Origin of the sequence: Cutibacterium sp., assembly GCF_030525615.1 — a bacterium.
Taxonomy (GTDB): Bacteria; Actinomycetota; Actinomycetes; order Propionibacteriales; family Propionibacteriaceae; genus Cutibacterium.
Window position 1 is genome coordinate 144,396 of sequence record NZ_JAUNEJ010000003.1, and the last position, 25,132, is coordinate 169,527.

Below are 25,132 nucleotides of genomic sequence, written 5' to 3' on the forward strand. Positions count from 1 at the left end.
CGCCAGTTTTGTGCAGTTGCGCCGCACATACCTGGCGCAGCTGTACAAAACTGGCGCAACTGCCACCCAACTGCCAGGGGACGGTTTAGGTTTAGTGCTGACTTGACCACACCTGCCACAAGCGGGCGAAGGGGCCGTTCCCGTGGCGCAGCTGATCGGGACGTCCGACCTCGACGATTCGACCATCCGCCATGACGGCGACGTCATCAGCCATCGCCACCTGGGACAGCCGGTGGGCTACCACCAAAGCTGTCCGTCCCTTCACCACCTGTGCAGCGGCGCGATCCAGGGAAGCCGCTCCCGAGCTTCCGGCCTCTGCCGTTGCTTCGTCCAGGAGGATGACCGGGGGATCGGCCAGCAAGGCCCGAGCCAGCGCCACGTGCTGAGCCTGGGCAGGTGAGAGCTTGATTCCCAGCCGTCCCACCACGGTGTCGATCCCATCTGGCAGGTTCTCCACCCACTCGGCACCGACCTGGCGCAAGGCTTCCAGCACCGCGTCACGGACCCGATCGGCGGGCCAATTGTCGGCGGTGGTCGGCAATCCAAGGGCCACGTCGTCGAGAAGACTGCCGGAGAAGGTGTGGATTTCCTGGCTGATGAGTACCGTTCGAGCCTTTTCGGGGGACATGACAACCTGGCCACACCGAGGTTCCAGCAGCCCCGCGACCAGTGCTGCCAGGGTTGACTTGCCAGCACCGGACTCACCGACCAGAACCATGGTGTGTCCGGCAGGAATGTCCAGGCTTACCCCGTGGAGGACGTCCGGGCCGTCCTGGTAACCGAAACTCAGTCCTTTCACGTGAACCGAGACCGGACCATGGTGAATGTGCTCGACGGCGACCGGTTCCTTCTGACGGGCGTACATCACGCCGACTACTCGTTGCAGACAGACCCAGGCGGCTTGCAGGTTGTTGAGGAACATCAGGAGGAACCGCACCGGGGAGAACAGCCTCAGCAACACCAGGACTGCCGTCGCCGCCGCACCGACGCTGAGACGGTGAGCGGTGACGAGGAGATACCCCGTCCAGGCGACGCCGATGGTGGCGACGGCCTCCCCGACCAGCAGCCTGACGATCAAGGTGTTTCCAAGGAATCGCCCGCGCAGATTCCAGCGGATCGCCTGCCACGATCCGCCCGCCGCTGTCCGCGTGCGTAAATTCTCCAGCCCAAAAGCCCGTACCACGTCAAGGCCGTGGATCGTTGAGAGGATGTGCTGGGACTGAGTTGTCGAGGCCCTTCTTTCGGCACGATAAACGGGCGGAGCAGTTCGCAGAAATTCCCTGATGGCCAGGCCGTAGAGAATCGCAGCGAGGGCTACGGGAAAGAAGAAGGCCGGGTGCAGGCTGGCCAGCGCTCCCACTGACACGAGCACCAGGATGATGGTGTTGACGAGGCGTGGCAGTGCGCCATTGGCAGCGTCGCGGACGGCGGTGACGTCGTCAGAGGCACGCGAGACAAGATCGGCTGTCCCTGCACGCTCTACCCGCTGTTGGTCCAGACCCAACCCGGATTCGATCATCGGCTCGCGTAACCGGGTGACAATGGTCGTGAAGAAGGATGGCGTCAAGACCTGGGCGGCACCGTTGCAGATCCCTGACCCAATCACTGCGGCCGCCATGACGAGGGCCGGGGTGAGCAGTGAGGAGGATGGACGATCAGTGCGGGCCGCGTCGATGATCCATCCGGTCGCCATCGGCACAGCCAGGTCAAACAAGGCGGCTGCCGTGATGACCACGATCGCCCCGGCGAAGTAACCGCGTACCCCACCTGCCGCCCGGTGGACCTCGTGACGAACTTGGGCGGCAGTGGCAAGTGGAAGCCAACGAGGGGTACTCATGACAGCATTGCCTGGTAGTCCTGGCGGGCCAGCAGTTCGCGATGGGTGGCGCGGGCGACCTCATGGCCGTCGTCGTCGAGCATGACTACCTCGTCCATGCAGTCCAGCAGAGCAGGGGACGTGGTGGCAATGACGGTGGTGCGCCCCCGCCTCAATTCCTGCAGCCGTTGCGCGATGGTAGCGGTTGTGACGGCGTCGACGCTGGTGGTGGGATCGATCAGCACCAGGCCATCAGGGGAGTGCAGCAAGGCTCGGGCGAGAGCCAGACGCTGACGTTGGCCTCCGGAGACGTGACGACCGCCCTCCCCAACCTCCGTCTCGAGACCTCGTGGCAGCACTGTGGCGACAGTGTCCACAGCGGCGGCGTCAACGACAGCGTTGAATCTCGTTACCGTCGCCTGGCGATCCAGCACGATGTTGGCCCGCGCGGTGTCGTCAAAAAGCTCGGGGAAGCGGGGCGCCACCAACACCAGACGACGGCGCTGAGATGGGTTGAGATGGCTGGCCGACACCCCGTTGAAGAGGGTTTGCGGCCCGTGGTCGATGGCGTCGGCCAGGGCGTCGCACACCTGCTGCGGGGCGACGATTCCTAGATGGATACCGGCGGGGATGTTGAGACAGAACTCGGGTTTCTCGACCGGTACCTGCAGCGATACCGCGCCGTCTCCGGGAGTCGTGCGGGTCCCGTCGTCGGGATGGACTGGCCAAGCGGCTGGACTGTTCAGCAGCTCGCAGAACCTGTCTCCGGAGGCATTCGCGTTGGCCAGCATAGTTGCGGTGTCCACGCCGAGGGCACGAAGTGGAGGCCCGAGGGTCTGCGCCAGACCCACCACCGTGACAAGTTGTCCCACACTGATGAGGTTTTTGAGAGTGAGCCACCCGGACAACACGGTAAGAACGGTGATGAAAACCCCGACAGAGGCGTTGATAGTGCCGGTGTAGACACCCTTGGCCCGGCGGTTGCGCAATGTGGCTGCCAGCCCCGCTCGACTTGCCGCGCGAAACCTTTCGGTGGCCCGATGTCCAGCCGACAGCCCCTGAATGACCCGCAATCCGCTGGTGAGATCGGCGGCGGATCCAGCCACTGCGGCTTCGGCTCGCCGCTCCCGGTGGGTGCTGCGCTTGACCGGGGCGACTCCCTTGACCGACAACAGGATCAGCAGTGGCACTATGCACACCGTTGCCAGCACTAGCCAGCCGTTGATGAGAGCCATTGAGATTAGGGCGCCGAGCAGGGTGACGATGTTGCCCGGGATCGAGGTCAAGGCGATGAAGGCTCGTGACACTGCCCGGACGTCGGTGACGACGACTGCAAGAAGGTCACCTGGAAGACGGGACTTTCCGCCGATTCCCTGCGGGGCGGTGATCCGGTCCAGGGCTTGGACGCGCAGATCATGTTCGGCCAGCCCGGCACCGACGTTGGTCTGCATCCTCACCGTCTGGGCGACTGCGCGAACCACATAGGCCAGTGCTACCAGGGCCAGCCAGCCAGCGAGGGCTGCCGCATTGGCGGCGACGACTCCATCATCAATGGCATGGCCTAACGCAACAGGCACCCCGATGTTGACCAAGCTGACGAAAGCCGAGGCGATTGACCCGGGTAGCAGCCAGCGTTTCCCGTCGCGAGCCATGTGACGCACCACGGCCCGACCGTCGTGGACCTCGTGCAGGTCAATGAGAGCGGTGTCGATGGGTGGCGGAGTCTGTTTTGGGACGTGCGGTAGCCACCGCAGCTTCGGCTGCCAGTGACGGTGGGGAGTTCGTATCACGCTGCTCCCGGAGCGCCGACCGATTCGAGGGGACGTCGCCTCATACGGTGTGGCAAGACGAGCCGGGCAGCCTGAGTGAGGTCGTCAGCGGTGATCGTGGTGCGTCCGTTCCACGCCGCCAGGGTGCGTGCAGCTCTCACCATCATGATGTCGGCGCGGTGCCCGTCGACATGGGCGTTGATACAAGTGCGGGCGACAGTCATCAGAGTCTCGTCGTCGATGTGGACCTCCTTAACAAGTGCGGTGGACCGTACGATTCGTTCGCTGATGTCGTGGCTCTGGTGTTCCCACCTGCGAGAGAAGCCACGTGGGTCGTCTTCGAAGGATAGTCGCCGCCGGATGACCTCGATACGTTGCTCGGGGTTATCCTCCCCCTCGACGCTCACGCACAATCCAAACCGGTCGAGCAGCTGAGGACGCAGTTCTCCTTCCTCCGGGTTCATGGTGCCTACCAGGGTGAATCGTGCCGGATGGGTGACGCTGACCCCCTCACGCTCAACAGTGTTGACCCCCATGGCCGCTGAGTCCAGCAACAGGTCGACGACGTGGTCGTCGAGGAGGTTGACCTCGTCGACGTAGAGGATCGCGCGGTGGGCGGCGGCCAACAGGCCAGGTTCAAAACGGCGTCGCCCCTCGCGAAGGGCCGTCTCCATGTCAAGGGTGCCCGTGACGCGATCCTCGGTGGCACCAACCGGAAGCTCGACGACAGGCACCTGGACGGTGCGGGGGGCGGGCATATGTTCGGGCAAACCAAGTTCGGCGGCGTGGGCCGAATACTCCTCGGGGGACAGGTGGTAGGCCCCAGGGATCTCCTGGTGTTCGGGAAGGAGAGCTGCCAGGCCGCGTACTGCAGTGGACTTGGCAGTTCCCTTTTCGCCGCGAATGAGCACCCCGGACAGGTCGGGGCTGATGGTGGCGAGAATGAGCGCCAGCTTCATCTCCTCCTGTCCGACGATGGCGCAGAAGGGGTAAACAGGGCCATGTGCCATGTCAGCGGTCCTTTCAGGGTTGGGTCGGGTCGAGCTGGGAGACAATATTGACAAGATCGTCGGCACGCAGGTCGTCGATACGTAGGCATGGTCCGCCCAGAGCCGTCGCGATGTCTCTGGCCCGGGACAGCCGAATACCGCGAGGATCTTCGGTGTCGATGACGACCCAGCTGAGGCGTCGATCGGCACCGATTTCGCCGGCTACCCGAATCGCCTCGTCGGTGGCGCGGGCATTGGGGCTGCCATCCAGAGCGACATTGCCCCGCCCGTCGGTCACAAGCACCAGGAGTGGACGGAGATCAGGATCCTTCAGCAACAGCGGCCGGACGACCTCACAGGCTTTGACAAGACCTGCCGCCAAGGGAGTGCGGCCGCCGATGGGAAGCTCGGACAGGCCACGCTGGGCCACCTCCACCGAAGAAGTCACCGGGACGAGCACCTCGGCTCGTTCGCGGCGGAAACCGATCAGACAGACCCGGTCACGCTTGACGTAAGCGTCAAGCAATAAGGAGAGGACTGCCCCCTTGGATGCGGTCATCCGGCCTCGTGCCCCCATTGATCCGGAGGCGTCGACAACAAAGATGACACAGGAAGCCGATCGGCCACTGCGCACCTTGGCCCGCCAGTCCGCAGGTTCAATGTGAACCGCCATCGCTGAACGGTGCGGGTCAGCACGCCGTGATTTCTGGTGGATTGCGGCGGCGCGCAGGGTGGCGTCTAGAGCGAGGTCATCGGGGACGGTGGTGGGGCGTGCCGAAATGTAACGGCCACGTCGATCCTTGCTGAGGGTGCGCAGACGTCGGCCGGAAGCACGGCGGGCCAGACGATCCTGGTCGGGTTCCAGCGGTCGGACGGCGAAGGGGTCCCCGACGGCAGCGACCTGATCGGCAGGGGACTGCTGGTCTGGCTGGTGATGTTGGTCGGCGTCGGAAGCACCGTCCGTGTGGTTATCGGGTTGCTGATCGTCCTGGCTGCTGGGTGGGGAAGCAGATCCCTCCCCTTCCAACCCGTTTTCCACATCGTCACTGGAGTTCTGGTTGGGATGGTCCGGCTGCTGGTGTTGCTGGTCGTCGGTCGTGTGGTGTTCTGGTTGGGGAGGTTCTGATGGGGTTTCGTCTCTGCGACGATGCCGTAGCACCATCTCGCTGACTGCCAGCACGTCATCTTCGGTGGCGATCCCATGGCCCGCCAGAGCGGCGTGTGCTCGGGTGGCCTCGGCCATGACGATGTCGGCGCGGTGCCCGGCGACGTGGTTTTGTCGGCACAATGAGGTAATGAGTTCGGTGACAATCTCGTCGAGATGAACCCCATCAACTACCTTGCGGGCCGTCTCAATGGTGGCTGTTTGACGACTCTCGGCTTCCTGCCACGTGGAGAGAAAAGCGGTGGGGTCGGCGTCATAGCACAGTCGCCGCCGGATGATCTCGGCGCGAGTTTCCGGGTTGACCTCGCCATGCACGTCGACGCACAGTCCGAACCGGTCCAGCAACTGGGGTCGCAGTGCCCCCTCTTCCGGGTTCATGGTTCCAACCAGGACGAATTGGCTTGTCATAGCCGCCGTCAGCCCCTCGCGCTCGACCCGAACGGTTCCCGCGCAAGCGTCGATGACAAGGTCAACGAGATGATCGTCAAGGAGATTGACCTCATCGACGTAGAGCACTCCGCCGTCGACTTCGCTCAGCAACCCCGGCTGAAGTATCGGTCGTCCCGACGCCAACGTGGCCTCAAGGTCGAGTCCACCGACAAGGCGATCCTCGGTGGTCCCCAGGGCTAACGTCCTCATCACCTGGCCCGGTAGCAGTTTCGCCAGTCCACGGACCACCGTGGACTTCGCGGTCCCCTTTTCCCCACTGAGCACAACCCCGCCGATACGCGGGTTGACCGCGCACAACAGCAAGGCCAGTTTTGTCTCCTCCTGCCCGACGATGGCGGTGAACGGGTAGGCCATCAAACCAACCCCAGCCCGGCGAGGTCGATTCCACCATCGACAGCTGCGGGGGCCGACGCGGCAACGGACGGTTGCGGATCGTCAGAGACCTCCTCAATGGTTCCCTCGATGTCGGCGTAGGTGTTCTGCAACTCCTCGACAGTGCTCGGGTCGGCCTGCCAGACCTCACGCTGGGCGGCGTCAAGGAGCTTATCGACGATGTTGTGCAAGGCGTGTGGGTTGACCTCCCGGAACCACTCCTGCATGGCGGGGTCTAGGGCGTAACGACGTGCCACTTTTTCCCACAGGCCGTCATCGACGACATCTGCGGTGGCATCCCAGCCGATAAGGATGTCAAGCACCTTGGACAAGTCCCCGGCCCCCTTGTATCCGTGCCGTTGGAGTCCCTCGATCCACGACGGGTTGAGGATCCGGGAGCGCAGGATGAGCCTGGCCTCTTCGGTGGTCGTCCGGGTGGCGATCCGCGAGGGGTCTGAGGAGTCGCCTACGAAAGACATCGGAGCCTCGCCCCGAACTGTCGTCGCAGCAGCGATGAGTCCGCCGTAGTAGTTGTAGAAATCGGTGCAGCTGAGCATGTCGTACTCGCGAGTGTCCTCATTCTTGACGGTGACGTCCATCCGTGACAGAGCAGCGGTGAATCTCTGCGTCTCGACGTCTCCGAACACCCCTTCACCGTAGGCATGGGAGGAGGCGGCGATGTAGGCCCGACCCAGGTCGGCCTTGTCCTGCCATGCCTTGGTCTCAATGAGTTCCTCCACGCCGGCACCGTATCCGCCGGGCGGGCAACCGAAAATACGCAAGGTCGCTTTCCGACGAGCCTGCTCGACGTCGACGCCACGAGCGATCATGTCGGCGGTATCAGCCTCGACGTGGGCGCGCAGCATGTTGTCACCGTCAGCTTCGGGTAGGGCGGCCACCATTCGCACGGCTCGGTCGACCATCTCGACGAGGTTGGGGAAGGCATCCCGGAAGAGACCCGAGATACGCGGGGAGACGTCGATGCGAGGGCGGCCCAGTTCGGTCGGGTCGATGATCTTCAGCCCGCTGACAAGGCCTGACGATTCCCAGACCGGACGTACCCCCATGAGGTACAAGATCTCGGCGATGTCGGCGCCGCCGCTGCGCATATTGGCCGTTCCCCACACTACGACCCCGACGGTGCGGGGCCATGGCTGATCGGGGTGGGCCTCGGCGTACCCGGAGAGCAACTGGTCTGCGAGTTCGACGCCTTCCCTCCACCCGGTCGGCGTCGGCATGGTTTCTGGGTCCAGGGAGAAGAAATTCCGCCCGGTCGGCAGGATGTGGGCGTTGCCTCGGGTAGGCGCTCCCGACGGTCCGGGGGAGACGAATCCGCCATCCAGAGCCGTCATGATTGAGTCGATCTCGTCATGGGTGGCGTCCAGGCGGGGCATGAGATCGGTGATGACCCAGGTGAGGGTTTCGACGACGTCACCTCGTTGGGTACCGAGCTGCTCTTGGCACAGCTGGATAGCTAGGTCGTGGGCCCGGTCGGCGTCCACGCACCCCTCGCGTTGAGCGGCGATTGCTGGGGCCAGCAGATCTACACACTGCTGGTGGGCCGCCGCCATGATTTCTCGTCCGGTCCGAGGCAGGTCGCCGGTAATGGCGACAGGCTCACCGGCCTTGGCGCTGACCTCATCGAGACTCGTCCCCCAAGCATTCAACACCGCTTCTCGTAGCGACGGCACCTGGCCATTGGGCTGTCGGGTCAACTGGGCGACGTACTCCACCACTTCGCCCGGGTCATCCTGGTTTGCGACGAGGCGTCCCAGCACGTGCAAACCGTCGGAGATCTCGCGGTCTTGCAGCTCGAGCAGGTGATGGTGAACCTTGTTGAGCAGTTCCACAGGGTCGGTGTCGATGTCGTCGGCTGTTAAGCCAAGATCGGTGTTCAGACCGGCTTCGACGACGGCGTCCCATATTTGTTCGGCGACGAGTCGGGCGCGCTGAGGGCTTTGTGATTGTGCGCCGGCGTGTTCTCGCAGAATTCGGTCGATCTCAGCGGTGGAGTCGTACAGACCGGCCTGACGCATGGGCGGGGTGAGGTGGTCGATGAGGGCGGCCGCACTGCGTCTCTTGGCTTGGGTGCCCTCACCAGGGTTGTTGATGATGTACGGGTAGATGTTGACCATCCGGTCGAGGGCGAGTTCCGGGTAGCACTCGTCGGATAAGCCCAAACCCTTACCGGGAAGCCATTCCAGGCTGCCGTGGGTTCCGACGTGGATGACGGCGTCGGCCTTGAAGACGTCACGAATCCAGCGGTAGTGGGCCAGGTAGTGGTGTGGGGGAGGCAATAACGGGTCGTGGATGGCGGAATCCGTGACGGCTTCGAAATTCCCGCGCGGCGGCTGGATCGTCAGCAAGATGTTGCCGTCAAGGTGACCGGCGAAAGAGAACTCGTTGTCATGGACGAAGAGGGTTCCCGGGTGCGGTCCCCAGTTGCGGTCCATGCATTCCCGTACGGACTCCGGCAGCGCCCGATACCAGGGGCGGGATATTTCTAGGCCGGCATGGGCTTCGGCTCGGTCATGCATTTGTTCGGGGGTCAGCCAGCGTTGATCGCAGGTCAGGCAGGACAGCAGGACTTGGGCGATGTCGTCTGCTCGCTCGAATTGCTCTGGGACGTAATACCCTTCTTCGGCCATCCGGATGAGCAGTTGGCGCACGGATTCGAAGGTGTCCAGGCCACTCGCACAGCCGATACGGTCATTGCGGGGCGGATGGTGGTGGAAGACGATGGCGATTTTGCGCTGGCTGGCCGGGGTGCGGGCTAGATGTGCCCAGGACAGTGCCAGCTCAGCCATCGCTTGTGGACGGCCCGGTACCGGGATCATGCGGGGGACGACTGCCCCGGTGAGTTCATCGACCTCGTCGGCCTCCCGGGTGGCGAGAAACTTGGTGATGAGGGCGCCATCGAACTCCGGTTGGGCGGCTTGGGTCGCGATGTCCATCGATCCCATCCCCCGGGCCTCCCACATCTGTCGAGGCTCGTAGGAGGTAAGGGCGTGCAATACGCTGACGCCGAGGTTCGGGTAGGCGTCGGCATTGGCCGGGACACCAGCTGTCATGGACATCCCGTGGACGTCGATGAGGGTGTCGATGACCCGGGTGCCCTCCTCGTCATAGAGCAGGGTCTGGAGGGTTTGGGCCATGCTCATGTTGCCGCGCCGGGAGTCGGGCAGGCGCAGGCAGAAGAAAGGGACAGTGTTAGCGTCAAGACTCTCGACGGCCTCGACGAGAGCTTCGATGTGCTCGGTGTTGTGCTCCAGCCAGTAGCTGCGGGGGAAAGTGATTCCGACGGTGGGACGATCAGGATTGAGGTAATGCTGATACTCAGCGAGGCTGGTGAATAGACCGTGACGCGGGTGCCAGATCCCCTCAGTGGGGGCAGGGACGGCCTCAGGGACGGGCGCGTTTCCGCCTGTCGCCCGGTCGACGAGGACCCGTAGTGCAGCTTCGACGTTGTCTGAGCCTCCCATTCCCAGCAGGCTGAAAACCCCTTTCCAGGTGCCGTCGGTCAGGCCGCTTACCCATTCCTGAGCTGCGAGTAGGCCGTCGTCATCACCGGAGGTGGGTTGGATGTGGATCCATGGCTCAGACAGTCCGGACTTGCGGCGGTCCTGCCAAGCTCCAACGAGGTCAGGCCATGCCGGGCAGGACCCCGTCCCACCGTGGAAGCTCAGCACAACCACATCGCTGCGAGCCGCCGCACGGGCAAAGGCGCTTGTCATCTGCGGGTCGGCGAGCTGCTCCTTGGTGCGGCCGAAGAGGGTGACGTCGAGGCCGTCGGCTTTCATCCGGGAGAGGGCCTGGCTGACGAGGGTGAGTTCCCCTCCGGTGGCTGAGAAGAAACACAAAGTAGTCATGAGGCGGTTTCCAGACGGGCGAGGGTGTCGTTGATGAGGCAGGTGAGTGGGGTCCGGCTGCGCTCCGGATCAGCAAGGTTGTTGGCTTCGACGCGGGAGGGGCAGTCGCCGGGGCAGCGTCCGGCTAGGGTACAGTGACGACACGGCCCTTTCAGGGTGTGGACATCCTGGGAAAAGCGCTCCTTGAGGCGGTGCCAGTCGACATGGTGGACGGTTCCGGCCCGGGATGCTGGATCTCCCACGGATTGAGAGCAAGGGTAGACGCTGCCGTCCGGGGCGACGGCCATGGATTCGCCAACTGCAGCGTGGCAGTAGGGGCGATTGGGTACCGACAGCGGCAGCAGAGTGCGACCGGAAGGGTCGACCGTGGTGACGCTGGCGCAGGAGCGACGCAGCGCCGCCCGGACGGTTTCCAACTCACGCCAGACAAGGGGTTTCGCGCGTATGGCATTGACCTGAGCGAGGCGTCGATAGAGGGCGCGGATTCCGGTGACGACAGCGTCATCGGTGGGGACGAGGTCTGCCCGACCGGCTGCACTGCCGAGGCTCACCAGCGGGTCAATGCCGAACCCGGTGACGTTGGGGAGTCCGCCCAGGGTGAGGGCTAGGTCGCCGAGGTGCTCGACGTTGAAGGCCGAGAGCACAGTTGTCACTCGCACCGGGACACCAGCCCGGACTAGGGCCAGCAGACCCCGAAAGGTTTGGGCCGCTGAGCCGCGAGCCTTCTGCTGTACCGACGGTGGGCCGTCAACACTTACCCCGACCCGGACACCACGCCGTTTGAACATGGTGGCCATGTCGTCGTCGAGACGCGCGGCATTGGTCTGGATACCGCAGGTGACTCGACCGCCCCGGATGCCTGCAACCCGGTCGGCGACGTGCTCGATGAGGGAGGGCACCAGGGTCGGCTCCCCGCCTGCCAATTGCACATGGGCCGGTTGGCCGGTGGTGCGGACTCCCTCGGCGAGAAGATCTATGGCAGCGTCGGCGATGTCAGACGACATCCGACCTCCCCTCCGATCACGTCGGTAGCAGTAGGGACAGGACAGGTCGCAGGCAGCAGTGGGCCACAGTATGAGGTAACGGACGGTCATGGCTGGCTCGCCTCCTGCTGGCCGACGAGATGATCGTGCAGCTCGGACAGGGTTGGTATGACCCGGTTGTTCACCGACCAGCCGTCGTCGGTAACGCTGACGGTCACACCGGCATCCTCATCGTCCTCGACTACTCGATATCCAGACCGCGTCAGGGTGTGACGGGCCAGGTCAGCGTCCGTCCCCGATCCCAGGATTCGCGCGGTGGGCCGTCCGTTGTCGCATTGCCAGAAGGTGAGGGTGCGCAGATCAAAGGTGATTCCGTCGGTGCGAAAGGCTTCTTCTAGGGCACCGCTGCGGGCCAGGTCCTCGGGGGCGCCGATTTTCACGTCCGTGCCACGCCCGGCCACCCACAGAGTGTCGGTGTAACGCATGACCGCTTCGATGTCGTGACTGCACACCACGACGGCAATCTTCCGTGTGGTACACACCTCGCGCAGCAGCCCGAGTAGGGCAATACGGCCCGGTGGATCGAGGAAAGACGTCGGTTCGTCGAGCAGCAGAATGGACGGCTCTTGGGCGAGTGCCCGAGCCACCATGACGCGCTGGCGTTGTCCGTCTGATAACTCTCCGACGAAGGAGTCGGCCAACTCTGCAGCTCCCACCGCCGTCAAAGACTCGTCGATGACGGCCTGGTCGTGGGGCCGCAATCGTCCTCCGATTCCAGAATGCGGATGACGTCCCAACGAGACGACATCCCTGGAGGTGAGGCGGGCCACCGAGACTCGGTCGGTTAATACCGTCGAGAGGGTCTGGGCGATCTGGCGACGCGACATGGTCGAGGTTGGGGTGCCGTTGAGGGACACTTCGCCCTCCAAAGCGGGCTGCAACCCGGCCACCGACCGCAGCAGGGTCGACTTGCCGGCCCCGTTCGGTCCGACCAGTCCGACCATCTGCCCGGCTTTCACTGTTCCCGTCACCCCCGACAAGATCGTGGTGACGTGGCGGCCTGAGATATACCCGACGGACAGGTTGTTGAGGGCTAAACCGATCATGTTGCCTCCGCGTCTCGATACCAGCGGATGAGGATGACCATCACGACCGGAGCCCCAAACACCGCATTGACGGCATTGACGGGCAGCACGTCGTCTCCTGGTAACTGGGCCAGAATGTCGGCCATCAAAGCCAAGGAGCCACCTGTGAGAATGCATCCGGGCAGCAGATATCGGTGATCTGCCGTCCCCAGTACTCCGCGAGTGAGGTGGGGGATCGCGATGCCGAGGAAGCTGATCGGTCCGCAGAAGGCAGTGGCGGCCCCGGCGAGGATGGCGGTGCTGGCCACCAGTAGGGAGCGCACAGCCTTGAGGTTCATCCCCATCGTTTGGGCGTACCGTTCCCCCAGTAGCAGGGCGTTGAGGGGTTTGGCGAGCAACATGCTGGCCAGGATCATGACGACCATGATCGGAACCATCACCTTGAGGTTTTCCCATGTCACGCCGTGGTAGCTGCCGAACTGCCAGCTGGTGTATTGGGCTACGAGTTCCGGACTGGCTCGTGACAACAAAACGGTGACCCCTGAGGACACGAAGTATCCGATCATGACGCCGAGCAGCAGCAGAATCGTCGACGAGTGGATGAATCGTCCCGCCAGCATCACGATGAACAACACCACGGCCGCTCCCAGCGCGGCTGCCACCATCACCAACAGGTCAGGTCCGATACCCAGTCCGGATGCGAAGGTCGCGGCCCCTGTCGACGACGCTGTGCCGAGCACGACGAGGGCGACGCCGAGGCTGGAACCTGAGGAGATACCGAGCACGTAGGGGTCGGCCAGCGGGTTGCGGAACAAGGTCTGCATTTCCAGGCCAGCGATTCCTAGGGCTGCGCCAACGAGCAGGGCGGTGATGGTGCGTGGGGCACGGACGTCCTGGATGATCGTCTCGGACACTGGGTCGACGGTGGTGTTCCCGGTGATGGTCGCCATGACGTCACCGATAGGGATATTGACCGATCCCAAGGCTAGTCCGGCGATCGCCACCAGGATGAGGACCACGATGAGGAACGCGAAGCGGACGGGCAGCGGCAGCCCGCGCCGCCGTTGCACCGTCCGTTGTCGTGTGGTCACTTGGCTGGGGCCTTCTTGTAGAAGGTGAATTCGTGGTTCGGGTTGAGTTCAGGGTGCAGGATGGCAGACAGGTCTGCCAACACCAGGTCAGGGCGGACGACACCGGTCTGCCAGTAGTCGTTTCCGTGCTTGGGGTCGTCGCGCAAGACGCCGTTCCAGACGTTGCCGGTGCCGACGGCCTTGAGATTCTTCATACGTGGATCGTCTTTAAGGATGGCCGGTATGGACGCCTTCTCCGACTCATTGATCTGACCGTCAATCCAGAAGTCCGCGTCGTGAGCCCGCTTGAGGACCTTTTCGGTGTCCAGTTTCGACGAGCTGACCCCGTGGACGTCGTTGAAGACGTAGTCGCCGCCAGCGTCACGCAAGAACTGGATGGAGTAGTTCTCGTTGGACTTGATGTACCAGACCCCCTTGAACTGGTAGCCGTAAAGCACACTGGGTCGTGTCTTCACCTTGGCGGTGAGCTGTGTCGTCTCGTGGTACTTCTTGGCGATGTCTGCGTACTTTTCGTTGGCCACCTTCTCGGCATTGACGAACAGTGCGTCGTACTTGAGCCACTCAGCTCGTCCCAGCGGGGTGTTCTCGAGGAAGCTGGGTTCCGCGACGACGGGTATGCCCATTTCCTGGACCTTGGCGAACTTGCTGGGGTCGTAATGGCCGCTGATGATGAACAGGTCGGGGCGTAGGGCGATCAGTTTTTCGGTGTTGACCTCGGTGGTGCCGTCACCGACACCAAAATCAGCGACCTTGCGTTCCTTGAGGGCCTCGCGGGTCTTCGGGTCACCGACACTGTCGACGCTGGCCATTCCGACCACGGCGTCCAACTTGTTCATCATCTGGTACTTCATCGGCTCGGTCGTTGATCCGAGGGCAATCCTGGTCGCGGGGATGGTGATCTTCTGTGCCCCGGCGAGGTCTCCGTCCAGCTTCGGTTGTGGGGCACCGCACTGCACTAGGACGTACTTGATCGCCTTGGTCGAGGTGTTCGACGGGTTCTTGATCGTCACCACTTTGTAAGACTTGTGGTAACTGACGGTCAGACCCTTGGCGTCGCTGAACTCCGCCTTGTCGGGGAAGTAATCCTTGTTTTTGTCAAAGGACCCCGACTTGATGCATCCGCCGGCGGTAGCAGAGGAGGATGCCGTCGGTTTGTCGCCAGATGTGGGTTTGTCGCCAGAATTTGAGCATCCTGCCAGCGCGAGGCTAGGAGCAATGAGGAGGGTGATGAGGGCCGAGACCTTCCTCGACGTGGTCTTATTCACGCGGTTCTCCCTGCGGTTGTGCCGCAGGACTCGCTATGACAGGCACGACGTGTGTCTGGCAGACCCCTGCGGCGAGAGTCGTTATTGCCACTCCGCAGGGAGTCGACCGGACTGAGCCCATGAGGCATTACCGTTGCGCGACAGTGTCGGATTCCCACCGACTTCGCTCACTGAGGAGTACCTCGAACCGAACCCGATTCGAGGCAGTCGAAGATTAGCACCTCACGGCACAGTGGCGCGCGGTACCTCGGGTACTCCCTTCCTCAGTTGCGGCATTTTGTGCAGCTGCGCCGCACATACCTGGCGCAACTGCCACCCAACTGCCAGGAATAGTGCTCAAGATTTTCACGCGAGTCCGCCGATGACTTCCCATGGCCGTTCCGGCGTAACCAAACCGTGCAGTTCCTTGACGTCATAGGGTGCGCAGGCCAGCACGATGCAGGTCGACGGGCCGCCCGAGTGGGCCAGATCAACGTCCGTAGTGCGGAAGGTGGCCCGCAGGCCAGTAGTAGCGGCGAGTTGTTCGGCCTCCCATGCCACCCCATGAGAACCCACCGGGGCGCAGTCATGGACTTTTCCTGAGTCCACCAGACGACGCACTTCCTCAACAGTTACGATCTCGCGGCGACCAGGGGAAACGTCGTCGTCGGGGGCGGAGATGGGTGCTCCGAGGCACACCAGCGCGTCACCATGATGGGTCCGGGGGAACTCTCCCTCGGGCATGACGCCAATGATCGTTACACCAATCCCGGTTTGGGTGGTCACAACGTTGTCCTCGGTCGATCCCGTCACAGCCTCAGGGCCCATTCCGGCGGAGACCGCACAACGTCGAAACTCCTCGATCATGGGCCGGGCCGACTCCTCGTCCTGGCACAGGGTGTCGACGAGGATGAGAGGACGCGCACCGACACACAGCACCTCCAGGAGTGGCACTCGCGCAGCCAGGTGGGCGCACCAGATCGGGTCAGCCGGGTAGGAGTCGTCGGGACGTGGACCGATCCCGCCGGTGGTGTCGCAGGCAATGACGAGACGGGAAGCTGGGACATCGGCGATGAGCAGGTCACGCAGCCTCGTGACAGGCAGTGGGGAGGAGGTGGCATGGTTCGGGGCGGTCACGGTGACATTCAACCGCGACCGCCCCGAGACCACCGACTCGCTTTCACGGAGTGCAGGTTCCGCGAGATTTACTCGTGAGCTTTATCACATTCTATGGCGGTCGGTGTCAGGGCGCAATGTCGTGTCTGAGCCGGGTGCCATACTTGCCACTGGACACGGGGTGCGTCGTGTGGGCGCTGAGAACACACCCGTGGAACCTGATCTAGTTCGTACTGGCGAAGGGATGTCCGAGATGACTTCTTCCACCTTATCCGTCGATCTGTCGCAGGGTTCAATCCCGCGCGTGCTCTCCATTGCAGGGACGGACCCCTCCGGGGGTGCCGGCACCGCCGCCGACACTAAGTCGATCACCGCAGCCGGAGGCTACGCGATGACGGTCGTCACCGCCTTGGTTGCTCAGAACACCCAGGGGGTGCGGGCGATCCACACCCCGCCCACGGAGTTCCTGAAGCAGCAGTTGGCGGCGGTCACCGACGACGTGTCTATCGATGCCGTCAAAACCGGAATGCTTGGGAACGTCGAGATCATTAACACGGTTGCGGAATTCCTCGACGAGCACCGTCCTCCCGTTGTCGTCGTCGACCCGGTGATGGTCGCCACCAGTGGGGATCGCCTGTTGGACGCCGACGCCGAGGCTGCCATGCGCGACTTCTGCCGTCGGGCCACCGTCATTACCCCGAACATCCCCGAGCTCGCAGTGCTGTGCGAAACCGAGCCGGCGAAGAATGCCGAGGAGGCTTTGGAGCAGGCGCGCGGCTGGGCCAAGGAGACCGGGGTCGCCGTCATCGTCAAGACCGGGCATTTGGACTCCCCGCGCGTCGACAATATCTGGGTGACTCCGGAAGGGGCGACGTACACCGCCCAGGCCACTCGGGTGGAAACGACGAACACCCACGGCACCGGATGTTCCCTGTCTTCGGCCTTGGCAACCCGGTTAGGCGCAGGAGACGCTCCCGGTGACGCTCTGGTATGGGTCACCGACTGGCTGCATGAGGCCATCCAGTACGCAGCCGCCCTGAGGGTCGGCCAAGGGCACGGTCCGGTGGACCACTCCCACCGGACCCGACGACTCTGCGCCAATTCCTCGGCGTCCGCATGGTTCGGGCCGATCGAGCCGCTGGAATCGCCCGAGTCTCTCGCCAGAGTGTCTGAGTCCCTCGCCGGATCATCCGAGTCTGCACCTGCTGCTGCGGTGACCCCGGTTGGTCCGTGGACGACGGCTCTGTGGCACGCCAGCGCGGATCTGGCCCGCCAAATCCAGGCCTCGGACTTCGTCGCTGCCCTCGTTGACGGCACCCTTGCTGGTCACGCCTTCGACTTTTACCTCGGCCAGGACGCCCAGTACCTGACGTGGTACTCACGAGCCTTGGCATCTTTGGCGGCGCGCGCTACTGACCAGCAAGAGTCGGTGTGGTGGGCCCAGTCCGCCGAAAACTGCATTGTCGAAGAGGCCGAACTGCACCGCACCTGGTTGGGGGGACGCGACCAGGTCCCGGCCGGTCCGGTGACGACGGCGTACACGAACTTCTTGCTGGCTCACACCTTGGGTGACGACTACGTCGTCGGCGTGGCGTCAGTTTTGCCGTGCTTCTGGCTATATGCCCAGGTGGGGGCCGGCTTGCCGGAGGTTCCGCAGGACCACCCGTACGCGCTGTGGCTTGATACGTACCGTGACCCCGAGTTCACCAAGGCCACCTCTCACACCCTCGGGATCGTCGAGAAGGCTTTCGAGCAGGCTGGTCCTGCTGCTCGGGCTCGTGCCGCCCACACATACCTGACGGCGTGCCGTCATGAGTTGGAGTTCTTCGACCAGGCGACGCGTGTTTGACTGGCTCACTGCTCCCCAGACGCAACTTCCTAGGACCCGAGTTCATGACTACAACAGCATCACTGCCGACCACCTTGGACACGTCGCCGAAGGGGTTAATGCCCCCGGAGGGGCGGGCCGCTCTGCGCGCCGGGGTCGTCGGTAACTTGATCGATAACATCCACGTCTTCTTGCCTCTGACAGCACTCGCCCCAGCGATGGCAGTCCTCGCCGGGCCTTCGGCCAGCGCCAGCGCCGGTGCCCTCGTTGTCATCGCCATGTTGCTGGGGCGTCCCCTCGGCGGAGTGATTTTCGGGCGGATCTCTGACCGGTTGGGACGTACCCGGACCACCCGTCTGGCCATAGCCGGCACTGCCACCTGCGCCGGGCTGATTGCTGTTATGCCCACCCACCAGCTCATCGGGGCATGGACGATCGGACTCATTCTGCTGCTGCGGTTTTTGGGCGGAATCTTCGTCGCCGGGGAATACTCGGCTGCCATCCCGCTGGCCATGGAGTGGTCGTCACCGCACAAGCGTGGCTTGGCGTCCGGGGTCATCTTGTCCATGGCCCCCTGGGCCCAGGCATTGATCGCCTTCGCCGTTGCCGCCATGCTCGCCGTCCTCGGCCCGGATCAGTACGCAGTATGGGGGTGGCGTGTTCTTTTCGTCGCCGGTGCGGCCATGAGTATCGGGATGATCGTCTACTACTCCCGACGTGTTTGTGACGCCCCGCTGTTTCGCCGTGCCCGTGACTCTCGAGAAGCCTGGCAGACTCCGACCCCTGGTGTTCGTGAAGTCATCGCAGGGGCGTGGGCCCCGGCTTTTTGGCAGGTGTTTACCCTCATGACGGGGTTGTGGCTGCTCACCGACACCACCGTGCTGATTCTCACCGCGCGGCTGAGTGCCGACGCCCATCTGACGGCGACGGCGGCCTCCTGGGCGGTGGGGGTCGCCTCGGTGGGTCAGGCGGTCTTCATGGCCCTGGCCGGGCACTGGTCGACGAGGGTGGGGCGACGCCGCCTGCTGGTGTGCTGGGGTATCAGCGCTGCCGTTCTGGGGCCGCTGTTGTGGTGGGGGGCGATTAGTTCCTCCTCAGCCGGCAGGGCAGCCCTGTTCGCCGTCGCCCTCCAGGTAGCTACTGTGTCGGCTTACGGCCCGATTTCGGCCTATCTGTCGGAAAGATTCCCCACCGAGGTGCGCTCAACCGGTTATGGCATGGGATACAGCCTGTCCCTCATCCTGCCGGCCTTGTACCCCTTCTACCTTTCGGGCTTGGAGAGGGTTTTCGGACATCTGGGAGCGGTGCTCGTCTTAGTTGCTCTCGGTGGTGTGTTGGTGGTGCTCGGTGCCGCCCTCGGACCGCGACTGTCTCGGGATGACATCGACGCTGACATTGATGACGTGGCGAGGGTGTCATGACGATCGACAGGGTGGTGGCAGCCGTCAGATCGAGCCCGCCCATGGTTCACTGTCTCACCGCAACGGTGAGTATGTCCTTGGTAGCTGACGGATTGCTGGCTGCCGGGATGCGCCCGATGATGACCGAGACTCTTGAGGAGGCACCGGTTGTTGTCACCGCTGCTGATGCCCTGTCGGTGAATTTGGGCACCTTATCCACCGATGGCATGGCCGGTATCCCGGCCACAGTTGCTGGCCGTCCGAAAGACATCCCGTGGGTCCTCGACCCGACGGCGATCGGGCTGGCGCCAGTGCGCACCCGAATGGCCCGAGATTTCCTCGCTGAGGGGCCGGATGTCGTCAAGGGGAATGCGTCGGAAATTCTCGCCCTTGTCGGAGGACGAGGGGGACGCGGGGCCGATTCGGTTGACACTCCGGGACACGCCGTTGACGCAGCTGTCGAGGTGGCCCGCCGAACCGGAGGAGTCGTCGTGGTGTCAGGGCCGACGGATGTCATTGTGACTGCTGGCGGCGTAGCCGACAAGGTTTCCAGAGGTCATCCGCTCATGGCCCGGGTCACCGGGACTGGGTGTTTGCTGGGGGCGCTGACCGCAGGGTGTCTCGTGGCGGCCGACGATCCGGTGGAGGCCGCAGTAACGGCCGTGACTTGGTTCGACGTCGCCGGCGAGGTCGCGGCGGCCCGTGTCGGCGGACCCGGCAGTTTTCGTGTTCAACTGCTCGACGCCCTCGACGAGGTCGCGAGAACTGGAGTGGAGGAAACGAGATGACCCCGGATCTGCGTTGCTATGTGGTGACATCGGGAACTGAGCGTCGCACTGTCCAGACAGCTGCGTTGGCCGCCGGGGCAGGTGCCGGGATCATCCAGGTGCGAGCCAAGACGCTGACTACTCGCGATCTGTTGTCATTGGTCCTTCAGGTTGGCGAGGCAGTGCGTCGTTCGAATCCAGAAACCCGGGTGGTTGTCGATGATCGGGCTGACGTTGCTTGGGCTGCGATGAGGGCCCGAGGGAACGTCCACGGGGTGCATTTGGGGGTCCAAGACCTTCCGGTGCGTGACGCCAGGGCCTTGCTCGGACCCGAGGCCATCGTGGGGTACACCACCGGAACCCTGGATTTGGTGAGGTCGGCTGAGCCCTTCGCTGATGCCCTGGACTATCTGGGTGCCGGGCCTTTCCGACCCACCCCGACCAAGGACTCTGGACGCCCGCCGCTGGGGATCGAGGGATACCCGGCCCTGGTGCAAGCTAGTTCCCTACCCATTGTCGCGATCGGCGACGTTCAGGTTGACGACGTGGCTGCCTTAGCGGGGTCCGGTATCGCAGGCGTGGCCATGGTTCGTGCCGTGATGGGTGCTGAGGACCCGGCTGCGGTGGTTTCGAAGGTGATTGCGGCTTTCGACCGGGAGAGGTGATCCCCCGGTGCTCTTAGGTGAGGCAGAGCGGATGTCGTCGGCCCCGACATACGATCACTTTCGGCCCTGTTGGGTGGCCGGCCCACCTGCGAGTCGCACCGCCTGGCGCACGCTCACCTTCGACGCCATGCTCAGTCGGGGGCGGTGGCGCGGTTGGTGGCTTCGTCGCGGGCGGCGCGTAGTTTGGTGTTGTTGGCGCGTAGGTTTTGGATGAGGTCCCAGGCGCGTTGTGAGGTGAATTGGTCGTCAGAGCCAGCGGTGGGGTGTCGGTCATGGTGTTCCTCCTGGGCATAACAAAACCCCGCAGGAACTTCCCACGGGGTTGGTCTCGGGTCGGGCTAGCTGATCGCCGCCAATCGCTCCTCAACAGCGAGCATGTCAGTCAACGGTTACTTCTCATTGAGAGCATAGAACAGTTCCCGGGCCTCTTCGCCCCACTCGATCTGCTCCTTGACTGATTCAAGCATGGACTCAGGCTATCTTCTTCTGAGTATTCTTACGTTTGGTCTTCTTCTCGAAACGAGCGTCAACCTCGGTCCAGTTCAACGGCATAGAGGTTTGCTTGGTGCCCCCTGGGGTGTCCTTGTCTCTGTCGTTGCGAACGACACCGTTACCATTAACCGGATACGCGGAATAGAAACTCAGGCCTTCCGTCCGCTGGCGCCGGTACGGCGAGGTTGTGGCGTCGCAGATGGGTACTACGGCGCAGTTGCAGCCGGTGTGGAACCGGTTCGAGGGTGCTCCGACCCCGGGGGTTTCGGTGTGGCGCTCAACGCCCCGGCAATTTCGGCTGAGTTGTAGACCGGGCCTCGGGAGGCGATCACTATGCACCAGGGGCACTCCTTCTTGACACCCCGCCGACGCCCAATCCGGTCAAGATCCTGCAGGAGCATGGGCGTTTGCCCTAGTCAGAATCTTCACCCCGGCGAAGTCGACCATTGTCACGGCGTCACCCCGCTCACCACTATCGTGAACAATGGCTAGGGGTAAGGCCGCCCGGGCCACTGGTGGAGCATAGGGGATTCGAACCCCTGACCTACTGCTTGCAAAGCAGCCGCGCTACCAACTGCGCCAATGCCCCGTGGACTCGGACAGTCTAGGGGAACTTAGCCCGTTTAGGCGAGTCACACACCGGGGCATTCAGCCAAATCTGCCAAAAAACGGCCAAAATGGCGTTGATATCGCGATTTCGGGGCAGTTTTTGGCAGATTTGGCTGACATCGCTACGACAGCACCTCCGTGGGGTTGACAACGACGGGTTCCAATCCGCGCTCGGTCAGCGCTGGGGCCAAGTCCTCGGCTCGACCACAGATCCCGATTCGCCAATCGTTTTCGTTGAGGAGTTGGCGCCACGCATTGTTTGCCGACCATTCCTGGCCATCCGCCCTTACTGAGGACATCGCAGCTAGGTGATCGTCGACCCAGGTCGGGGCCAGATCTGCCCTCACGAGGGCGGCTACCTGGTGGGCGACCGCACCGGCAGTGTCGTATTGCAGCGGGGCGATACCCACCGAGTGATCGCGGGCAGCATTGACCTCTTCGTCACTCAGATCGTCATCGCAGGTGAGAATTCGAAGCGCCTCGGCAACAGCGGCAGCTCCGACCTCGGTCCGGAAAGACCCAGCGACTGTCGCCACCCCGCCATCAAGTAGCGGGCGAGAGGACATACCGACCCCGTAGGACCACCCCTTGTCCTCTCTGAGAACTTGGTTGAGTCGGGACCCGAAGGTTCCGCCAAGGGCACCGCAAGCCACTTTGAGGGCCGGCCATCCCGGATGAGTCCGCCCGACCGTGGTCTGCTGGATTCTCACATCGGCCTGCACGGCGTCTGGGCGGTCGACGACGATTACTCGTGGTCCATCAATCCGAGGCGTGGTCGGGGGCACCTCCACCGGCGACCCACTGGCCGTCCACTGTTCGAACACTGATAGATCGAGACCCTCGACCCCTTCGCCGGCGACCACCAGCACGGCGTTGCTGAGGGTCCAGTGCGCGGCCCAGAACTCCCGGGCTGCTTCCGCACTTAGCCTGTCCACCGATGACAAAGTGCCAATGGTGGGCAGAGCCGACCGCGACCCCTCCGGCCAGAGGGCACGAGCGGCTGCCTGCCCGGCCAGGGCCGACCCACGCTGGCTGGTCTGGGCCAAAGAGGCTCTCGCTACGTCGATCTGGCGGGAAATGTCAGCCTCGGCCAGGCTGGTCGTCTTCAGCAGCTCGACGAAGAGTTCGGCCGCAGTACCAAAGCGTGTCACGGGCACATCGACACCAATATGGCTGCTAGCCAACCCGGCTGCCCCGTCGTAGCTCGCTCCGATCGACTCCATGGCCTCGGCGAAGGCGGTGTCAGGATGGGGACCGGTCGATTCGTCGGCAGTGCGGACAACGAGTCCGGCGAGTCCCTCGAGTCCGGCCGGTTCAGCACGCAGAGGGGCGTCCAACCCGATTTCCATAGTGATAATGCGTTGCCCGGGTATCGGTACGCGTACTACCGTCAGGCCACTCGACAGGGTCTCGACCATGCACTCGGGGAAGGACCACGGCGAACCAATACGTACTTCAGGACGATCGTTGAGGGTCTTCATCACGCCTCCTTGTGGATGACAGTCGAAGCTCGGTCGGGAGAAAGCCAACGTTTCGCGGCCTCGGCGACCTGGTCGGCAGTGACCGCGCGAACCCGGTCGAGGTAGGTGTTAACGAGGTTGGCGTCGCCCAACAGGGTCTCGTGCATATTGAGCAGGTCAGCCCGTTCGTCGACGACCGCCAGGGACTCCAACCAGCCCCTCTCCACCTGGGCTCGGGCGCGTTCCAGTTCGGCTTGGCGCGGCCCCTCGGCGGCGACCGCGGCGATGATCTCGTCAACGGCCCCAGTCAGCTCTTCCTCACAGACCCCCGGCTTGAGGTGGGCCGACAGCAACGCAGCCGAGGATCCTCGCGATAGTCCGAAGTCGTTCATCGCGACCCCATCGACCAGATGACGTTCCCTCTCCAGGGTGCGGACGAGACGCGAACTCATCCCGGACCCGATGACGTCGATGGCCATCGCCACGGCGAGATTGTCGGGGTCGGTGATGGGCGGGGTGGCCCAGGACCGGGTCACCGAGGTTCGAGGTACCGCACGTTCGACGACCACTCTCGGGTTGTCGTGGCGAACTGGTCCCTGGATGCGCGTCGGGAGGCTTCCGGTGGCAGCAGGGACCGCCCCCAGATATTTCTCGGCGAAGGCGAGACCCTCGTCGGCCTCGACGCACCCAGAAATGACGAGAACGGCGTTGTCGGGCCGATACCAGGTGGAGTGGAAAGATGCCACGTCGTCGAGGCAGGCGGCATCGAGGTCGGGAACCGACCCGATCGTTGAATGGCCGTACGGGTGCGTTTTCCCGAATCTCCCGTCCAGGAGCAGATCGAGCAGATCGCCGTACGGGGTGTTGTCGTAGCGTTGCCGCTTCTCCTCCTTGACGACCTCCCGCTGGGTGGTGAGGTTCTCCTCGGTGACGGCGAGGTGGGCCAACCGCTCGGCCTCCAACCACAACGCCAGTTCGAGAGCCCCGGCGGGAACCGTCTCGAAATAGTTGGTGCGGTCGAAGCTGGTTGAGGCATTGGCCGATCCACCTACCGACTCAATGGTGGCCAGGTGTTCGCTCGACGCGATTCCGCTCGTGGTACCCGAGAACATCAGGTGCTCGAAAAGGTGGGCAAACCCGAAATGGCCCGCCTCCTCGTCAGCCGATCCCACCCGGTACCAGATGTTGACGGCCACCCCGGGAGAGGTGGTGTCCGGGTTGACGACCACGCGCATCCCATTGTCAAGGGCCGTGCGGTGTATGTGAAGTGACATGGCTTCGAGCATAGGGGCAATCGGTAACGATGTAACGCGGCTCATGGTGGTGATTCGGTGTGCAAACGGTGGTGCTGTCACCCCTCATGGCAGGGGCCGCAGTTTTACCCCGATCACCACAGGCGGGCAACACCAAGCTCCGTGTGACAACCGAGAACACCACCTACCCCAGTTCGTCGTTATCGCGCCGTACTCTGGAAGATATGCAGACGCAGCGAAACGTGGTGTCCCACGCCTTGCAACGCCGTCACACCCTGGAGGCGTTGCTCAGCCCCCAGGTCGACCTCAACGCTCCCACAGCGTGCGATGCCGACCCCATGCTGGTGCGCGCCGCCATGCACCACGGCGAACCTCTAGACCATGACTGCCCTGTCTGTGAGTCCCCTCGGCTGGTCTTGCTGCGCCACGTGTTCGGTCACCAATTGGGTCAGTACTCGGGGCGCATCCGTACTCTCGACGAGCTCGAGGAGATGGAGCACCAGTTCGGTGAGTTCCGTGTCTACGAGGTAGAGGTTTGCCCCGACTGCCGCTGGAACCACATCCTCGTCGATTACGTCCTTGGAGATGGTCGACGTCGCCGCCCGCCGCGCCATCAGCCAACCGTGGAGGACCTTTATGGCTGATCGCAAATCTGCCAAGCGGTCAGCCCGCCGAGGGGGTTCCACATCCAAGGGCGGTGCCCGATCAG

17 protein-coding genes, 1 tRNA gene and 2 riboswitches are annotated in these 25,132 nt (G+C 63.5%); of the genes, 5 read left to right on the forward strand and 13 right to left on the reverse strand.

Features of this window, described 5'->3' with window-relative positions:
* Positions 1–91: 91 nt before the first annotated feature.
* The 10 genes from Q4B98_RS06160 to Q4B98_RS06205 form a co-directional block, all read right to left on the reverse strand.
* Entirely contained in the window at positions 92–1,837 is a 1,746-nt protein-coding gene (locus Q4B98_RS06160; protein WP_303196248.1) for an ABC transporter ATP-binding protein, read from the reverse strand.
* On the reverse strand, positions 1,834–3,468 hold the full coding sequence (locus Q4B98_RS06165) for an ABC transporter ATP-binding protein (RefSeq protein WP_303196382.1): 1,635 nt from the start codon (positions 3,466–3,468) through the stop codon (positions 1,834–1,836). Before Q4B98_RS06165 ends, Q4B98_RS06160 begins: the two co-directional genes overlap by 4 nt.
* Before the next feature lie 134 nt (positions 3,469–3,602).
* Entirely contained in the window at positions 3,603–4,595 is a 993-nt protein-coding gene (locus Q4B98_RS06170) for an ATP-binding protein (protein WP_303196249.1), read from the reverse strand.
* Positions 4,596–4,608: 13 nt separating this feature from the next.
* Positions 4,609–6,543, reverse strand: coding sequence for a magnesium chelatase subunit D family protein (locus Q4B98_RS06175; protein ID WP_303196250.1), 1,935 nt, complete (start codon positions 6,541–6,543; stop codon positions 4,609–4,611).
* A complete protein-coding gene (gene cobN / locus Q4B98_RS06180) occupies positions 6,543–10,430 on the reverse strand; it encodes a cobaltochelatase subunit CobN (RefSeq protein WP_303196251.1) in 3,888 nt (1,295 codons plus the stop codon). The genes Q4B98_RS06175 and cobN overlap by 1 nt, the downstream gene beginning before the upstream one ends.
* Positions 10,427–11,524 (reverse strand): radical SAM protein, encoded by a 1,098-nt coding sequence (locus tag Q4B98_RS06185; RefSeq protein ID WP_303196252.1) that lies wholly within the window; start codon positions 11,522–11,524, stop codon positions 10,427–10,429. Before Q4B98_RS06185 ends, cobN begins: the two co-directional genes overlap by 4 nt.
* On the reverse strand, positions 11,521–12,519 hold the full coding sequence (locus Q4B98_RS06190; RefSeq protein WP_303196253.1) for an ABC transporter ATP-binding protein: 999 nt from the start codon (positions 12,517–12,519) through the stop codon (positions 11,521–11,523). Before Q4B98_RS06190 ends, Q4B98_RS06185 begins: the two co-directional genes overlap by 4 nt.
* Positions 12,516–13,589 (reverse strand): iron ABC transporter permease, encoded by a 1,074-nt coding sequence (locus Q4B98_RS06195; protein WP_303196254.1) that lies wholly within the window; start codon positions 13,587–13,589, stop codon positions 12,516–12,518. The genes Q4B98_RS06190 and Q4B98_RS06195 overlap by 4 nt, the downstream gene beginning before the upstream one ends.
* Positions 13,586–14,854 carry an ABC transporter substrate-binding protein gene (locus Q4B98_RS06200; protein WP_303196255.1) on the reverse strand — a complete coding sequence of 423 codons (1,269 nt, stop codon included), beginning with the start codon at positions 14,852–14,854 and terminating at the stop codon, positions 13,586–13,588. The genes Q4B98_RS06195 and Q4B98_RS06200 overlap by 4 nt, the downstream gene beginning before the upstream one ends.
* 79 nt (positions 14,855–14,933) lie before the next feature.
* Positions 14,934–15,055, reverse strand: a riboswitch (cobalamin riboswitch).
* 144 nt (positions 15,056–15,199) lie between these two features.
* Positions 15,200–15,970, reverse strand: a complete 771-nt coding sequence (locus tag Q4B98_RS06205) for an AIR synthase related protein (RefSeq protein WP_303196256.1) — start codon at positions 15,968–15,970, stop codon at positions 15,200–15,202.
* Positions 15,971–16,116: 146 nt separating this feature from the next.
* Positions 16,117–16,211, forward strand: a riboswitch (TPP riboswitch).
* Between Q4B98_RS06205 and Q4B98_RS06210 the strand changes: the two genes are divergently transcribed.
* From Q4B98_RS06210 to Q4B98_RS06225, 4 genes are all read left to right on the forward strand, one after another.
* Positions 16,194–17,798: a bifunctional hydroxymethylpyrimidine kinase/phosphomethylpyrimidine kinase gene (locus Q4B98_RS06210; protein WP_303196257.1), complete on the forward strand. Its 1,605-nt coding sequence runs from the start codon at positions 16,194–16,196 to the stop codon at positions 17,796–17,798. Its footprint overlaps the riboswitch before it by 18 nt.
* Before the next feature lie 44 nt (positions 17,799–17,842).
* Positions 17,843–19,198: an MFS transporter gene (locus Q4B98_RS06215; RefSeq protein WP_303196258.1), complete on the forward strand. Its 1,356-nt coding sequence runs from the start codon at positions 17,843–17,845 to the stop codon at positions 19,196–19,198.
* Positions 19,195–19,965, forward strand: a complete 771-nt coding sequence (gene thiM, locus Q4B98_RS06220; protein WP_303196259.1) for a hydroxyethylthiazole kinase — start codon at positions 19,195–19,197, stop codon at positions 19,963–19,965. The genes Q4B98_RS06215 and thiM overlap by 4 nt, the downstream gene beginning before the upstream one ends.
* The gene (locus Q4B98_RS06225; protein WP_303196260.1) at positions 19,962–20,609 is read left to right on the forward strand and encodes a thiamine phosphate synthase; all 648 of its coding nucleotides are present in this window, start codon (positions 19,962–19,964) and stop codon (positions 20,607–20,609) included. The genes thiM and Q4B98_RS06225 overlap by 4 nt, the downstream gene beginning before the upstream one ends.
* Positions 20,610–21,614: 1,005 nt before the next feature.
* Here Q4B98_RS06225 and Q4B98_RS06230 read toward each other — a convergent pair.
* From Q4B98_RS06230 to Q4B98_RS06240, 3 genes are all read right to left on the reverse strand, one after another.
* Positions 21,615–21,690, reverse strand: a tRNA-Ala gene (locus tag Q4B98_RS06230).
* A 142-nt stretch (positions 21,691–21,832) separates the two neighbouring features.
* Positions 21,833–23,083, reverse strand: a complete 1,251-nt coding sequence (locus tag Q4B98_RS06235) for a pitrilysin family protein (RefSeq protein WP_303196383.1) — start codon at positions 23,081–23,083, stop codon at positions 21,833–21,835.
* Positions 23,084–23,190: 107 nt separating this feature from the next.
* Complete coding sequence (locus tag Q4B98_RS06240) at positions 23,191–24,489, reverse strand: pitrilysin family protein (RefSeq protein ID WP_303196261.1); 1,299 nt, start codon at positions 24,487–24,489, stop codon at positions 23,191–23,193.
* A gap of 158 nt (positions 24,490–24,647) precedes the next feature.
* On the opposite strand from Q4B98_RS06240, the gene Q4B98_RS06245 reads away from it, so the two are divergent.
* The gene (locus Q4B98_RS06245; protein ID WP_303196262.1) at positions 24,648–25,067 is read left to right on the forward strand and encodes a DUF5318 family protein; all 420 of its coding nucleotides are present in this window, start codon (positions 24,648–24,650) and stop codon (positions 25,065–25,067) included.
* Positions 25,068–25,132: the final 65 nt, after the last annotated feature.